The organism is Pseudoalteromonas sp. AS71, assembly GCF_038900275.1.
In the GTDB taxonomy this organism is placed as follows: Bacteria; Pseudomonadota; Gammaproteobacteria; order Enterobacterales; family Alteromonadaceae; genus Pseudoalteromonas.
Window position 1 is genome coordinate 152,720 of the sequence record NZ_JBBMQZ010000004.1, and the last position, 15,712, is coordinate 168,431.

A 15,712-nucleotide genomic window follows, 5' to 3' on the forward strand; every position below is an offset into this window, starting at 1 on the left:
TGCAATACTAATGAGCAATAATACTTAATCTATTAGAGGGGTTAAACCTGACGTTTACAGGGTTAAAAATTCTGATATGCGAACGAAATTTTTGTCTTGCTATCGATAAGGTTTTTACCCTCCAAATAGACCACTTAATTAATCGAATTGGTATAAACTTTAGATTTGCAGGTGCGTGTTTGTTCTTCGATAAGTAAGGTTCTAAATAGTGGTGCTGTTTTGCTTATACAACAGCATTACAGCAAATACGCATTACTGCAAAATAAACAACTTATAGACAATTCTTAATTAAAAATATCTCCTAGTTTATTTAAAATCTATACCTGTCCTACATATATCCTAAATTCGGGTAATAATACCAACCTACATAAATCTTTGATCAATTTAACGAATTAAATTGTACTATAACGTCGTTAAAAATTTTTTATTTAGAACAACTAGATACAAAGATTTTTGCCTCGTTCTAGCGTAATTTTCTTAACTTTAAATAGAGCCCATATATAAGCAGATTGGTATAAGTGCAATTTCTCTTAACTACTATAAAAAAACATACCCTAGAATAAAGTGCCGCAATGCATCTAATCCACTAAATATGAACTTTTCCAAGCTTATTCATTATCAAAATAATTAGGTTAGCTTTTCTAATGTTTGTATTAACTGCTTAGTCCACTATATTTACTTCTTGTTTACAGTTGTTTTTTCGTTGTAAGCAAATAACCTGAAAGTTTTTATAAGAACGATAGGTCTATTAAATTGATAAAACGGCGATATTGCTTATCTCCATTGTGTTTGTTTATCAAAATATGAGTGTTTTTATACCAATTCGCTTAATTAAGTGATTTATTTTGAGTATGGAAAAACGTGTTGATAGCTAGGCAAATAATTTGCTATTTAGTTGTTCTAAATAAGAATTTTTTAAGACAGGTAGCGACACGTTTAGCACCGCAAAATGATTAAGTATTATTGCGGATTGGTATTATTAACAATTATTGATAAAACAAGAAAATTTTTTAATCCGGAGCATAAAAATGAAAAAAGTAAATTTAACTAAGGCTTTACTAATCGGCGCATCAGCAGCAGTTTTAAGCGCGGGTGCTGTGGCAGGTCCAAATAGTCAATTAACTGTTGCAGAAGGTGCTTCAGCAAAAGTACAAGAGCAATTTAAAGGTTGGGTAGCTGGTGATAAAGTTCGCGGTCGTAAAGATAAATGTTTTGGTATTGCTTTAGCGGGTGAAAATGATTGTAAAGCAGGTGCAGGGACTAGTTGTGAAGGCACTTCAACTACAGACTTCCAAGCTAATGCGTGGACATACGCACCGAAAGGTGTATGTGAATCAATCGTAACGCCTAATGGTAAAGGTTCGCTTGAAGGTTAATAAAGCAGGTTTTCCCCAGCACATTGTTGCTGGGGAGCAATTAGGCGCGGGTCTCAGTTTAAAACCAGAACATCTCAACGACATTTTAGCTTTACCCGTAGAACAGCCAGTTACAAAAAATAATCTTTGGTTTGAAGTGCATACAGAAAATTATTTTGTGGCAGGTGGTCCTCGATTAAATTATCTCAGAGCTGTACGTGAAAACTTTGATATTAGTTTTCATGGTGTTGGCGGCTCATTAGGTTCTGATCATAAAGCTATGCTTGCTCATACTAAACGGGTAAAAGCGCTAATTGATGAATTTCAGCCAGTGCTGGTATCTGAACACGCTGTATGGTCTAAGTCAGATGGCAAATATTTTGCAGACTTAATGCCGTTACCTCGCACCCAAGATGCACTTGCGTCTTTAATTAATGGTATTGACTGTTACCAGACGGGCATAGGTCGGTCAATATTAGTTGAAAATCCAAGTAACTATTTAGATTTTATAAGTGATATGGATGAACCTCAGTTTTTAGTTGAAGCAGCTAAGCGCTCTGGTTGCGGCTTACTTATCGATATTAATAACTTATACATCAGTAGTACAAACACGGGTATTGATGCGCTTGATTATTTAAAGCAGATCCCTGCTGAGCTTGTTGGAGAAATTCATATTGCAGGACACGATCCTGATCCAGCTCTTGGTCAGTCACTATTGATAGACAGCCATGGCGCACCGGTGGCAACGCCTGTATGGGATTTGTTAGAACAAGCAATTGGGATATTTGGTCCGCGACCAGTACTCGTTGAGCGAGATGCGAATATTCCATCGTTTGAAGAGCTTATGATCGAGCGGGAAACTGCACAAAATTATTTAAATCAAAGTGAGCTACAAAGTCGCTTAAATATATCTCATAAAGAAGTGGTTCGCTGATGAGTACCAATCAATATATTGATGCTTTTACTCGCTATTTGCGAACGGGCGATCCAAGTGAAATGAAGCTTTTTTGCGAAAACTCATCGCATATAAAAAGGTTAGCTGTGTATCGTAACGGGTTTTATAAAGGCTGTGTTGATGCATTAATAGCTAACTTTCCTATGTGTGAAAAAAAAGTAGGTAGTGAGAACTTTCGTAAAATGGCACGACTTTATGTTGACCGTTTTCCACCAGAGCAGGGCACTTTGGTAGGATACGGACTAAGTTTTCCAGACTTTGTAACTGATTTGATTAAAGATGGTGAAATTGGAAATAAACATATTTTAGAAGTCACTGAAAATCAGCAAAGCGCATCAAATTTATATATGAACTTAGTTGATATTGCGCATTTAGATTACGCGTGGCTAATGAGTTTGATGAGCGCTGATTCAACTGAAACTTTAACTATAGAATATGTTACTCAACTAATGGAACAAGGTACTGAGCTTACTGAACTTAATGTAAAGCTTAACCCCAGCGTACTGTTACTTAGTGTGAGTGAAGGCGCTTTTTTTGAATGGATTTCGCTAAAAACAAATAATAATGATGTCGTTGTAACTAAATCCTCTACTGAGGATTTTATAATGTTATGGCGTTTGCAAGGTGCGGTGCAAGCCCGCTCTCTTTCTATCGCAGAAGTTGCACTTATGCAGGCTCTACAGGGTACAAGTAGATCTTTAGGTGAAGCTTTTGATGCAGCAATAACGGTAGATGAACACTTTGAAGTGAGTGATGCTTTTACAGCATGCTTGCAAAATGAGTTATTAGAAATCCAAATCAATTAGTACACATTACAAGAGTAGGAATAAATATGGGCATGATAAAAAAAATACAACAACTGTACGTACAGATGGGAGAGCAGTTATCGCGGTTCTTAGAACCTATAGCACTGTTTTTTCTTCGCTTTATGGTCGCTAAAGTATTCCTAGACTCTGGGTTGAGTAAATGGGATGGTTTTTTACAATTTAATGTTGATAAATACGACTTATTTAAATACGAATTTTTCTGTCCTGATCCAGTTAGAGAAGGCGCTTTGCAGCTTTGTGATCCAAAAACATTAGATTATGTTGATGGCTCATTTCTTGTAAAAGCAATTGAAACACTTGCTGTGGTTGCTGGTGTTGTTGAAGTGTTACTCCCAATATTACTGATTATCGGTTTGTTTTCTCGCTTTGCAGCGTTAGGCCTTATTGGTATGACAATGTTTATTCAGCTTGCAGTTTTTCCTACACTCGATCATTGGATTAATCCTGCATCGTGGTGGGCTGTTTCATTATTAGTGATTTTTGCTCGTGGACCTGGCTTTTTATCTATTGATAAGTTACTTGGTTTAGACGCAAAACGTGCAGCAGCTAAATAAGCTTTTGCATATTAAAAGTTAAACGTAACCGGCAGGCTAATGTTATTTAGGTGCCGGTTATTATTTTAGATTAAAGTTAAAAATACACTTATACGAATTAACTCAATAAACTGTGCTGATTTAATATAACTAACCCCAACCCCTGATATTTTCTAATAAAATACCAAGCATGCCTAATAGGATCTCCCAATGGAAATAGGATTACTCATTCTTCTTTTCTCAGTTAGTGCTTACTCTATGCTAGCAAAAAAACTCTCTACCACTATTATCACGGCGCCAATGGTATTTTTAGGTATAGGTTTTGCTGTATCTCAGGTTGGGCTGATCAATATAGGCGATGCACATGAGACCGTGTATTTAATAGCAGAAATATCGCTAGTTGTATTATTATTTTTAGATGCTTCACAAATAAATTTACGCAGATTAAAAAGGCAAAATACGTGGCCTTTAAGAATGCTATTGATAGGTTTGCCGTTGAGTATTTTGATTGGTACAGGCTTTGCTTATTTATTCTTCCCACAGTGGCCTTGGGCAATGCTAGCCCTAGTTGCGGCAATTTTAGCACCGACTGATGCAGCTTTAGGTCAAGCGGTTGTTAGTAATGAGAGTGTACCTTTAAACGAGCGACAAAGTTTATCAGTTGAGAGCGGTTTAAATGACGGACTAGCATTACCTGTTATTTTATTTTTTGCCAGTATAGTTGCTATGGAAACCGGCTCTCAAGAAAATGAAATGTCGTGGTTAGTGTTTGGCTTTAGCCAAATATTTATAGGTATTTTGGTTGGCGCATTGATGGGGTACTCGAGCGGACGCTTATTTTTATACACGGAGTCAAAAAAAATATCATCGACTATATATGAAGGTATTGGCGTTTTAGCACTTACCGGTACATCATATTTAATGGCTACTTTAATGGGCGGAAATGGATTTATATCAGCGTTTGTTGCTGGTTTAGCTTTTGCTAATATTGTAAAAGGGCACTGCCGGTTTATATACCAATTTACTGAAAGTGAGGGGCAGATACTAATATGGACTTCGTTTGTTATTATTGGGCTTGGTTTACTCCCTTCAGCTGTTGAGCATTTAACCTTCCCCGTTGCTGGTTATATTCTGGTGAGTATTTTTATAGTGCGCCCTCTTGCTATTTACCTATCGTTAATTGGTACAAAAGCAAAGACATTAACAAAAGTGTTTATGGGTTTCTTTGGACCTCGAGGTCTTGCAACAGCACTTTTTGCACTTATTATTTCTAAAGATATTTTAGGCGAATACGGCCACTCAATACTTATAGTTGCGATTAATGCAGTGTGGATGAGCACGTTAATACACGGTATTGCTGCAGCACCTATGGCTAATTGGTATGGCGCTAAAATTAAAGTGCTAAAAATTAAATCAAGAGAGCTCGCTAGGTTAAAAAACAGAAAGTAGCAATTGAACCAAAATAGGAACTCAGCTATGGTTTGTGCACAAATAGAATGAATTTAACGCGGGTGTTTTTGTAAACTCGGTTATGGCATGGAGAGCTTAAGTGAATTTCCCAGAGCTAGAAACAGCACGTCTGATACTTACTAGCTTATCAGCAAGCGATAGTGAAGCACTTCTAAATATCTATTCAGATGCAGAAGTTGTTAAATTTTACGATATAGAGGCTTATAAGTCAGAAGCTCAATCAGCTAAATTAATTGATTTTTTCAATGCTCGCTTCACTGAGAATATTGGTATTCGATGGGCTATTCGTCTAAAGGCTACAGGTAAGTTAATTGGCACTTGCGGCTTTAATACATGGAACCAAAAGATGAAAAATGCCAGCATAGGGTACGAAATAGCTTCTGAGTATTGGGGGTGTGGGTTTGCCTCTGAAGCATTACATGAGGTTATTAATGCTGCATTCTCAAGTCAACTTCTATTCGGTGAACTATATCGAATTCAAGGAGATACTATGATTGGTAATCTTGCCTCAGAGTCGGTCTTGAAAAAGCTAGGCTTCAAAGAAGAAGGTATTCGCCGTGCAAGTGGTTACTGGAAAAATGAGTTTCATGACTTGAGGTGCTATGGGTTATTAAAGCCTGAATTTAAACAATAATTACAAAGTATAGAAGTTACTCCTACCGCAGCTCTATTTTGGTAAATAATTAAATGGATTTTTATGACTATAAAAAAAACAACAACCAACTATGTATTACTCGCTGCTTTTCTAATATCACCTATTGTTAATGCAGCTAAAAACCAAGCATTACCAGCCACGCCAGAGCAGTGGCGCAGCATAACAGATCGCGATATTAACGCGGCTTATAGTATTACCGCACATAATCACCCTGGTATGTTTGATAGTAATAACCCAACTTTCCCTGATTTATTAAATCAAGCAAAAGCGGAGGCACTTACATTGTCGGCTCAAGCGAGTGGGCCGCAGGCGCATGTAGCGGCAATTGCGCGCTTTAGCACTATTTTACAAGATGGTCACGCTGGTGCGTTTTCAAGTGTAGATAGACCCGCGCGCCGCTGGCCGGGCTTTAGAACTGTATGGCGAGGTGATGCGCTAAAAGTGTATTACAGTGAAAACAAAAATATTAGCAAAGGCGACGTTGTAAGCCAATGTGATGGGCAAAGCACCGAGACCTTAATACGTGAGAGAGTGTTTAAGTTTCATGGTGAAGTTGCACAACCTGGCCATTGGTGGCAGCAAGGTTGGCGGTTACTCATTGACGAGGGCAATCCATTTTTAACTCCTTTAAAAGAATGCGAATTTGTTAAAGCCAATAGCGATACCTATACACACGTATTAAATTGGTCTGTAAGGCCTAAGTCAGTCAGTAAGCATTTAGAAAATGCCTACAACGGTGATGAACTCCCCATTGATTTAACCTGGCCTGAAAAAAACATTGCTTGGATTGCTATGCCTAGCTTTTCATCAACCGATAAACAAACTGCTGCCTACAATAAAGTGTTTGAAAAAATAAAACAGCAGCGTAGCAAGTTACTTACTGCAAAAGCCGTGGTATTAGATTTGCGTCATAACCAAGGTGGCTCATCTTATTGGAGCTCACAAATAGCCAAAGAATTATGGGGTGAAAAGGTAGTAGAACAAAAAGCAAATGATAAATCTCAAAACACGCAAGTGTGGTGGAGAGCATCAAAAGATAATACCGACCATGTAGTGTCTTTATTAGAGATTGTAAAAGATCAGCCTGAATTATTGAAAATAGTTAAAACCGTAGCAGCTGGTATGGCTTTATCACTTAAAAATGATGCCCCATTTTATGTAGAACAAGAAACTAATACGCTAAATAATATGCCACAAAATCCTTTAACTACTGACTTTAAAACCAAGGTGTTTGTTATTGTTCCGCCGCAGTGTGCCAGTGCTTGTTTAGATGCGCTTGATAAGTTTAAGCTTTTTGAAAATACAACGTTATTCGGTGCGCCAAGCAGTGCTGATTCTATGTATATGGAGGTACGCTTAGCTGATTTACCTTCAGGGTTGGGGAAAGTGATTGTACCTAACAAAGTATACGTAAACAGAGCGCGAGGAGCAGGGGCTTACTACAAGCCAGATATTGCGTATAACGGCATTGATTGGACAACTAATGTATTGCTTGAGCAGATTAAAAATCTGTAACTTGTATTAGCAACTCAAGCGAGCAACTAGGTTATTACTTTGTAAATACACTCAATTGTTCTTCAAGCCAAAGCATAAATGCACTTACTCGTTTAGGTAAGTGACGCCTATTCGGGTATAAAATATTGATTGGTAGGTCGGGCATAGCGTATTGAGGCAAAACTTGGACAAGTTCGGCAGATTCCAAATGTTTACTAATACCATGAATAGGGGTTTGAATAAGCCCAAAGCCATTTAGTGCGGCGCTTAAATATGCCTCTGAGGAGTTAACAGTAAGCTGGCTTTTCATCGTCATTGATTGCAATTGATTATTGCTATCTAAATATTCGAAACCCGGATCAGGGATACCAAGTGTTTGACTGTAGCGAACAATGTAATGATTTTTTAAATCTTTTAGAGTTTTAGGTAAACCATGATTTTTTACATAATAACGGCTTACGCAATTTAAAACTTTAAAGCTTCCTAATCGCCGAGCAATTAACGATGAGTCGGTAAGTTCGCCCACTCTTACTACGCAATCAAATCCTTCTTTAATGACATCTACTCGTCTATCGGAGCTGCCAAGTTCTATTTCAAGATTTGGGTGCATTTTTAAAAACGAACTTAAGTTTGGAATTATGGTATCTCGACTAACAGCTTGTGGCATATCTACACGTATTCTGCCTGTTAAACCTTTATCCTCAGTTACAAATAAATTTTTTAAATCGTCAGCGTCACTGATAATTCCCAGTGCACGTTGATAAAATAGCTCACCGTCTGAAGTCATATTTACAGTGCGTGTAGTACGGTGTAATAAACGCGTATTTAATGTACTTTCGAGCATGGTTACTGCTTGCGATACACTTGACTTAGGAAGATTTAAGCTTGTTGCTGCTTTAGAAAAACTACTGAGTTGCGCTACTTTAATAAAAATACGTATTGCGTTTAGGTCTTTCATAATACCGTTTATTGTTCGTTTATTTTGAACAGTGTAACTCTTTTCAGCCTGTTTATCTTTGTTGCTTGAAAAAATATACTGGCTTGGAAGTTATTTAACTCCCCGCTTTTATTTTCAACAGGATATAACAATGAACAAACGAATTGCAGTGATCACCGGTGGTAATCGTGGGCTTGGTAAAAGCACGGTGCTTTGCCTTGCAAAACAAAGTATCGATTGCATTTTTACTTACCGTAGTCATGAAAAAGAAGCAAAAGAGGTTGTAAAGCAAGTACAGGATCTAGGCTCTAAAGCGGTTGCATTGCAATTAGATGTAAGTGATATGCTCGGCTTTGAGGATTTTGCACAGCAACTACAAAATGTCCTGCAGACTCATTGGCAACAAAGTGAGTTTGATTACTTAATTAATAATGCAGGGGTGGGGCTTACTAGCAGTTTTGCAGACACAAGTGAATCAACTTTTGATACGTTAGTAAATATTAACTTAAGGGGAGTATTTTTTGTTACCCAAACGTTGTTACCCTTTATAAAAAACGGTGGTCGTATTATTAATTTATCAAGTGGTTTAACGCGTTTTTCATTACCCGGTCATATTACTTATGCAATGACCAAAGGTGCAATAGAAGTAATGACAAGGTATTTAGCTCAAGAACTTGCACCTAAAAATATTGCGGTAAATGTTGTAGCCCCTGGTGCAATTGAAACCGACTTTGGTAATGGCGTCGTTCGTGATAACGATGAAGTAAATGCGTTTATTACATCACAAACGGCAATGGGCAGAGTTGGTGTAACAGATGATATAGGGCCTATGATTGCTAACTTATTAGCGGACGAAAACCGTTGGATGACAGGCCAACGACTTGAGGTATCGGGCGGTATGTATATGTAATCATACCAACCGGCATGAATCTTTGAGCAATTTAGTGAATTAAATTGCACTATAACGTCGCTGAAATTTTTATTTAGAACAACTAGGGTCTGTTGATCTTTCAAGGTTAAATTTGCAGCAGTCTGTTTGGTATTTAGGCAAGGCAGAGCCTATGTAGTGTGGTTATTCCCCATAAATGGCGATAACGTAGCATTAATGCCAAACAGGCGCTGCCCAAAGGGTTCTTTCTAGGGGCTATTTACTCTTTGTTGCTCGGTTTTTACTTAGCCCACTAGGTTACAAACCTCGCGCCGCGATTAAATAGCCCCTAGTTTGAACAAATTTTAATCCGCAAAGATCAACAGACCCTAGGTACAAAAATTTTTGTCTAGTTCTAGCGTAATTTTCTTAACGTTAAATAGATCCTATATAAACAGATTGGTACCATTTATTAAAAAATTATAACTTTAGACAATAAAAAACCGCTCAGTGAGCGGTTTTTTGCATTTTTTACTAAAGGAAATTTAGTTAGAACGTGTAACGAGCACCAATTGAGTAACGAGGACCGTATTGATTAGCAAATAAGAATTGCTCTTCGTAACGTCCGTAACCTTCTTCGGTGGCATTATTTAAGTTTATGCCATCAAAAAATACCGTTACGTTTTCGTTTACATCGTAGTTAACGCTCATATCCCATTGGCCATACGCTTTAGCATATTGCGGAGGCGCATCAGCTGAACCTTGCGCTTGGCCAACACCAATTAGGTACGAGTCGCGCCATGCATAAGTAATTTTAACTGATAGGCCGTCTTTTTCGTAAAAGCCTTGGAAGTTAGCTGAGTCACTTAAGCCTGTAAGCGGTGCTTGTTGATCAAGGCTTTCGCTATCAAATTCTACGTCGCCATCTACAAATGTTGCGTTAACACCAATACCAAAACCGGTTTCGCCAATTAAGTGCTGAACTGCAACTTCAAAACCATCTACCGATTTACTGTCGGTGTTTTGTGGCTGGCTAATATTCCATGTAATTAGCGGATCGTCGCTGTTTGGTTCAATAACGCCATTTGCATTGCCGTAACCGCTGGCAATCATTTGTGCAAAAATAGCGTCGGTTGTTGCTTGCTCACCACGTGATTCAATATCGCTTACGGCTTGTAAGTAACGAGGGCCGTTTAAAATATCGTGCAAGCCATCAATAGTGGTTTGCGTAATGGTGGTTTGAATAAAGTTATCAACATCTTTTTTAAAGTAACCAACAGACGCGTAGCTACCTTCTGCGTAGTAATACTCAAGTGATAAATCAAGGTTTGTTGATTCAAACGGCAATAAGTTTGTATTACCTTGGCTACCTGTACGAGAACCCGGTTTTGGGCTGCCTGTTAAACTACGGCCACCGGCTAAATTACCTAGTGGTGCACGCGACATTGTTTTACCCCAAGATACGCGAGCTACTACGTCTTCAGTTAAATCAACACTTACGTCGATTGAAGGTAGTAAAACATCGTAATCACCTTGTTGTTCTAAGAAGTTATCATCGCCGCCCGCAGCGTATTGCATGATCCACTCTGAAGCGCTGATCCAGTTAACTTGATCTTCAACGCGTTGACGTACAGTACTGGTTACGTCTGTTTGCTCATAGCGTAGGCCTGCATTTACTTTTACGTAGTAGTTACTTACGTCAAACTCCCAGCTTGATTGAACATAAAAGCTATTAGTGATTTCTTCTACGTAGCTCTCGCTATCTATTCCGTCTGCGTATGCATTAGCGGCATATGCATCGCCACCTGTTACATCTGCCGTTAAGTAAGCAATTTGGCGTGCAACAGCTTCGTCAAAGTCATAGGTATAGTAGTAACCAGGTTGTAAGTCACTGCCGCCGCCATCAAACTGATCTAAAAGGCCTGATGTATCATTACGGGTAAACATGCCGTCTGGGAATATTTCTGTATATGATGGGTTAAAACCTGGGCCACCTACTAAACCACTCCACGCGGTGTAACCACCTGTGTTTTGTTCTGTACGTGATGCGCCAAATTTAACTTTAACTAAACCAATGTCATAACTTTCGTTATACCATGTTGTGTGCAGCTGTAATTGTTCAATGTTTGATTCACCCGGCGAGTGAGTAAACTGACTAAAGTTTGAATCAATTTCGCCAGGCGTTAATTCACTTGTGCCATTTAACCAATTAACTTGTGCACTAGGTACTTCGCCCGTGCGGTAATCATAAATTTTATTAGCTAGCTGATCAGACCCTAAAATTACTTGGCCTGCACTTCCCAGCCCGTTGTCGGCGCCGTTATCGGTTTCGTTTTTAGAGTCGTGGTAATCAAGCTCTACGTGCCACGTGTCGCTAATTTCCCAATCTAGGTTTAAACCAAGAGAGCGGGCTTTTACTTCTGTAGTGCCTTTATTAGCTGTGAATGACGCGTCATTACCGCTAATGTCTGCATATACTGCAGTGCCATTTTCATCTAGTTCGTAGCCATTTATATTGCTACCAAAGTCGTTCCAAATACCCCAACCAATGCTTTGAGAGCCAGTTACAGCTTTACTTGCTGTGTAATCGAGTGTTGCTACAAAGCCATCGACCGGTGCGTATTGAAAAGTAACTTGCCCATTTGTGCGTTCACGCTCTACATCTTCAATAGAGTAGTTCATGTCTTTAGGGAAGTAGTAGTTACCTGCAGAATCTGTGCGGTTATCAACTACGTTGCTGCTATCTAATTCAGGTAAGTCTACGTTTGCCTGCCAGCCTTGAATATTGGCACTTTGTTTTTGAAAGTCACGCTCTTGGTGCGAAAATGAAAAACCGAAACCAAAAGTGTCATCTACAAAGGTATTGCTGTAAACAGTAGAAAACTCTGGTGTTACGTCATCGCCAGCTTCGTTCGACGAGTCGTGGTTTGCTTTAACAGTTGCCGAAAAATTTTGACCTGGCTTTTGAAAAGGTCGCGCAGTAGAAATATTAACCGTTGCACCTAAGCCACCGCTTGGCACGTCTGCACGAGCTGTTTTAAACACTTCAAGCGCACTTACGCCTTCAGAGGCAACGTTTTCAAGGTTATACGAGCGTGTATAACCTGTGCCCGGCATTTGGCGGCCATTTAAGGTAATCAAGTTAAACTCAGGGCCAAAACCACGTACTGTAATTTGGCTACCTTCACCGTTAGCGCGGCTTACCGATACACCGGTAATACGCTGTAATGATTCTGCTAAGTTTGTATCTGGGAATTTACCCATTTCTTCAGACGAGATAGCATCTACAATACCCGAAGAGTCGCGTTTCATATCCATAGAACGAATAAGTGAACCACGAATACCTTTTACTTCAATAATTTCTACATCAGGCTTTGCTGATATGTCTGCTTCTGCAGCGATAGCTGTGTTTAATGTGCTCGCAGCAATGATGAGAGACACAGAAGCCGCAAGTTGGCTCTTTTTAAAATTGAATGTGTTCATAATAGCTCTGCTTTATAAAATGTTGTTGTGTAGCAATAGGCGCTAAGCGCCCATTGGTGTGTGTTTTATGGATTTGCAATAATCACGTTATCTATACGGTAAAGCGCGCCATCGCCCATGTCCCAGCTAGGAAAAACCATAATTACGTTTAATGCGCTAATGTCTAAGCCTGCATCAAACAATTGCTGAAGAGGGAAGGTGTATGTTTGCCATTCGCCCGTTACAGGTGCTTGGCCCTCAACACTGCTTGATAAAGCAAGCTCTACTGCGCTTGATGTACCAATTGATTCAATTTTAAATAGCCACTGAGCATCAATATTTGAAGGCGCAGAGACTAGTTTCATATCAAATTGAACTACACCATTGTCAAGTATTGCAGAGGCATCAAACGATACGTCTTCATCAGCTATAAAGCCCATTACTGTAGCAGTAGAACCAATGCTAAATTGCGCTACTGCGCCATGCGCGTCATCATCGGTTTCTGTTGTTGGTGTAGAGCCACCACAACAATCCCAAATACTCCATTGCTCGGCCGCTGCATCTTTAAATACAGTAAGCTCACCCGTTGCAGCTGGCGCTGCATTTGGATTATAAATTTTAACGTTATCTACACGATAAACAGAGCCTTCACCTGCACCCCATGCTGGGAAAATCATTAATACATCTATAGTACTTACATCTAAGCCTGCAGCTGCAAGATCAGAGAGTTTAAATGTATATGTTTGCCACTCGCCAGTAACTGGTGCTTCGCCTTCAACACTTGCCGTTAATTCAAGCTCTACTGCAGAGTCACCTTCATTTGACTCAACTTTAAACAACCACGGTGTAGCTGGATCGCTAGGCGCTGAGGTTACTTTTAAATCAAATTGAATAACACCTTCATCTAAAATGCTACTAGCATCAAACGATTCGCCTGCGCCACCTGACGATGTGCGGCTATTAAAGCCCATTACAGTAGGCTCTGCACCAATGCTAAATTCTGCGGTTAGACCATGTTCTTCATCATCCATGGCTTCAACTGGGGTTGAGCCACCACAACAATCCCACATTGGCCATGCTAGATTTTGCTCATTTTCAAAAATAGTAAGCTCAGGTGATACGCCTAAGTTATCTTGAGTAATCTCAACATCGTCAATTAAATAAACAGCGCCTTCACCTGCGCCCCATGCTGGAAACACCATGATCACATCAATTGCGCTAATATCTAAATCTGCAGCATCTAAATCTTTTAGTAAAAATGTATAAGTTTGCCATTGGCCAACAACAGGGCTTACGCCTTCAAGACTATCTGTAATCGGCATTTCTACTGCGCTAGAACCTTCATTGCTTTCAAGTTTTACAAGCCAAGCTGCATCAGCTGTGCCTGGTGCACTTGTTACTTTCATTTTAAAGCGAACGTAACCTTCATCCAGCATTGGAGATGCATCAAATGGGCTAGCTTTTCCTGCTTCGTCAGTAATAAAAATTTCACGGCTAATAAAGCCCATTACTGTGGGTTCTGCACCTACTACAAATTCAACTACATCACCTTGGGTTTCATCTGCAACAATAGCGGGAGTAGAACCACCACAACAATCCCATGCAGGCCAGTTTGGATTAAATGACTCACCAAAGATAGTTAATGGTGTTGCAATGCCTGTCGAAGGTGGGCTAGGAATTGGTGCATCGCCTTCAAGCAAAGCATCATCTAGGCTATTGTAACCAGGGCGAATAGTTTCACAGCCTTTACCTGTTTCAGGGTTTGATGCACATTGATAAACACGTACGTAATCAATAGCAAAGGTTTGGCTATTTTCAAATGCGCTAGCATCTACACCTAAATCATTTACGTTTTCAGGCCAGTCACCACCTACTGCTAGGTTTAGCAATAAGTGAAAGTCTTTATCAAATGGTGCGCTATCCCAGTGAGTTTCAAGCTCGCCAGAACCTTGTTCAAAATATTCTGCAAACCAGCCACGATGTTTTAGACCTACAGCCTCGCCACTTGCATTAGTACGAACTTCAGATTGACGCTGAGTTGCATAAAGGTAACCGTCTACGTACCAGCGAATTTCACCTTCTTGCCATTCAACAGCATACGTGTGGAAGTCATCAGCAGGATTAGTATCTTCAGGGAATTTAAATTCTTTACCTGTATAGCTGTTATCTGGCCATGCGCGTCCGTAATGAAGGGTGCCGTGGATACTAGACTCTATACCGCCGTCTTCATCTGGTGTTTTGAGGTTTACTGATTCTAAAACATCTATTTCACCAGAACGAGGCCAAGTGCCGTAAACCTCATCAGTTGGTAGCATCCAAAATGCTGGCCAGCTACCTTGTCCTGATGGAAGTTTGGCGCGCACTTCAAAACGGCCATACGTAAAGTCGGCGTTATAACGCGTATTTAAGCGTGCTGAAGTGTAAGGTTTTTCTGCACCTTCCTCAGCGGGTAGGGCAACAATGTTTAACACACCGTCTGCAATAAATGCATTTTGCTCGCTGTCGGTGTAACACTGTTTCTCGTTGTTACCACCGCCATCGCAGTTTAATTCATAGTTCCATTTGTTTGTATCAATGGCTGAGCCTTCAAACTCGTCGCTCCAAACCATTTGCCAATCTGAAACTGGCTCAGAGGCATCTACATTTTCAAAATTTGATTTAGTGGCAGAGTCGCCACCACAGCCAGCTAACGTAACTAAAGAGATAGCGGCAAGTAAACGTGTAATGTGCGTTGTTTCAATGTTCATAACTGAACCCCGGTTTCAACAGATTATTGTCAGATTAATTGATTTTTGAGCTTTGTTTTTTCATGCTGTAAGCGCTTACATTTTGATATGTGTTTTGTAAGCGCTTACAAATGATATTGTGGAGTACGCAAATGGTCAACATATTTGTTTATTTTATTTACAATTAGTTTACGGTAAGACCAGTTTACCAATTTTAGATTGTATATAAATTGCAGTTTATACAATTAGTTATGTTGTTTGTGTTTTTTGATGGGAGCGTGAGCGGAATATTTTTTACGTCAAAAAAGTAGGAAAGGACTTAACAATTAAAAGGTTAGTTACAGGTATATTTATAGTATTTAAGGAGTATTTTGTTTATACCAATCTACATAAAAGCAATTTTAAGTGGATTGGTATTGTCTGAGATAAA

At 39.4% G+C, this 15,712-nt stretch carries 11 protein-coding genes; 8 read left to right on the top strand and 3 right to left on the bottom strand.

The window, feature by feature from the left end:
• The first annotated feature begins 1,028 nt into the window (after nt 1–1,028).
• The 7 genes from WNY98_RS04605 to WNY98_RS04635 all read left to right on the top strand — a co-directional run bounded on the left by WNY98_RS04605 (nt 1,029) and on the right by WNY98_RS04635 (nt 7,310).
• A complete protein-coding gene (locus tag WNY98_RS04605; RefSeq protein ID WP_076924258.1) occupies nt 1,029–1,376 on the top strand; it encodes a DUF2282 domain-containing protein in 348 nt (115 codons plus the stop codon).
• Nucleotides 1,366–2,289, top strand: coding sequence for a DUF692 domain-containing protein (locus WNY98_RS04610; protein WP_342877263.1), 924 nt, complete (start codon nt 1,366–1,368; stop codon nt 2,287–2,289). Before WNY98_RS04605 ends, WNY98_RS04610 begins: the two co-directional genes overlap by 11 nt.
• Nucleotides 2,289–3,116 carry a DNA-binding domain-containing protein gene (locus WNY98_RS04615; RefSeq protein ID WP_342877264.1) on the top strand — a complete coding sequence of 276 codons (828 nt, stop codon included), beginning with the start codon at nt 2,289–2,291 and terminating at the stop codon, nt 3,114–3,116. Before WNY98_RS04610 ends, WNY98_RS04615 begins: the two co-directional genes overlap by 1 nt.
• Nucleotides 3,117–3,148: 32 nt before the next feature.
• Nucleotides 3,149–3,691 carry a DoxX family protein gene (locus WNY98_RS04620; protein WP_231613060.1) on the top strand — a complete coding sequence of 181 codons (543 nt, stop codon included), beginning with the start codon at nt 3,149–3,151 and terminating at the stop codon, nt 3,689–3,691.
• Between the two features lie 189 nt (nt 3,692–3,880).
• A complete protein-coding gene (locus tag WNY98_RS04625; RefSeq protein WP_342877265.1) occupies nt 3,881–5,119 on the top strand; it encodes a cation:proton antiporter in 1,239 nt (412 codons plus the stop codon).
• A 100-nt stretch (nt 5,120–5,219) separates the two neighbouring features.
• Nucleotides 5,220–5,774: a GNAT family protein gene (locus WNY98_RS04630; RefSeq protein WP_342877266.1), complete on the top strand. Its 555-nt coding sequence runs from the start codon at nt 5,220–5,222 to the stop codon at nt 5,772–5,774.
• Between the two features lie 63 nt (nt 5,775–5,837).
• The gene (locus WNY98_RS04635) at nt 5,838–7,310 is read left to right on the top strand and encodes a S41 family peptidase (protein WP_342877267.1); all 1,473 of its coding nucleotides are present in this window, start codon (nt 5,838–5,840) and stop codon (nt 7,308–7,310) included.
• Between the two features lie 34 nt (nt 7,311–7,344).
• Here the strand turns inward: WNY98_RS04635 and WNY98_RS04640 are convergent, their stop codons facing one another.
• A complete protein-coding gene (locus tag WNY98_RS04640) occupies nt 7,345–8,247 on the bottom strand; it encodes a LysR family transcriptional regulator (protein ID WP_169060758.1) in 903 nt (300 codons plus the stop codon).
• 130 nt (nt 8,248–8,377) lie between these two features.
• Between WNY98_RS04640 and WNY98_RS04645 the strand changes: the two genes are divergently transcribed.
• Nucleotides 8,378–9,136, top strand: coding sequence for an SDR family oxidoreductase (locus tag WNY98_RS04645; RefSeq protein WP_076924250.1), 759 nt, complete (start codon nt 8,378–8,380; stop codon nt 9,134–9,136).
• Between the two features lie 507 nt (nt 9,137–9,643).
• On the opposite strand, the gene WNY98_RS04650 is transcribed toward WNY98_RS04645, so the two are convergent.
• Together WNY98_RS04650 and WNY98_RS04655 are read right to left on the bottom strand one after the other, a co-directional pair.
• On the bottom strand, nt 9,644–12,577 hold the full coding sequence (locus tag WNY98_RS04650; RefSeq protein ID WP_076924249.1) for a TonB-dependent receptor: 2,934 nt from the start codon (nt 12,575–12,577) through the stop codon (nt 9,644–9,646).
• Between the two features lie 65 nt (nt 12,578–12,642).
• Nucleotides 12,643–15,303 carry a family 16 glycosylhydrolase gene (locus WNY98_RS04655; RefSeq protein WP_342877268.1) on the bottom strand — a complete coding sequence of 887 codons (2,661 nt, stop codon included), beginning with the start codon at nt 15,301–15,303 and terminating at the stop codon, nt 12,643–12,645.
• Between the last annotated feature and the right edge of the window lie 409 nt (nt 15,304–15,712).

Coding starts and splice junctions, on each gene's coding strand:
- WNY98_RS04620 (WP_231613060.1), top strand. CDS start 3,149: ATGATAAAAAAAATACAACAACTGTACGTACAGATGGGAGAGCAGTTA.
- WNY98_RS04615 (WP_342877264.1), top strand. CDS start 2,289: ATGAGTACCAATCAATATATTGATGCTTTTACTCGCTATTTGCGAACG.
- WNY98_RS04625 (WP_342877265.1), top strand. CDS start 3,881: ATGGAAATAGGATTACTCATTCTTCTTTTCTCAGTTAGTGCTTACTCT.
- WNY98_RS04635 (WP_342877267.1), top strand. CDS start 5,838: ATGACTATAAAAAAAACAACAACCAACTATGTATTACTCGCTGCTTTT.
- WNY98_RS04655 (WP_342877268.1), bottom strand. CDS start 15,303: ATGAACATTGAAACAACGCACATTACACGTTTACTTGCCGCTATCTCT.
- WNY98_RS04650 (WP_076924249.1), bottom strand. CDS start 12,577: ATGAACACATTCAATTTTAAAAAGAGCCAACTTGCGGCTTCTGTGTCT.
- WNY98_RS04640 (WP_169060758.1), bottom strand. CDS start 8,247: ATGAAAGACCTAAACGCAATACGTATTTTTATTAAAGTAGCGCAACTC.
- WNY98_RS04645 (WP_076924250.1), top strand. CDS start 8,378: ATGAACAAACGAATTGCAGTGATCACCGGTGGTAATCGTGGGCTTGGT.
- WNY98_RS04605 (WP_076924258.1), top strand. CDS start 1,029: ATGAAAAAAGTAAATTTAACTAAGGCTTTACTAATCGGCGCATCAGCA.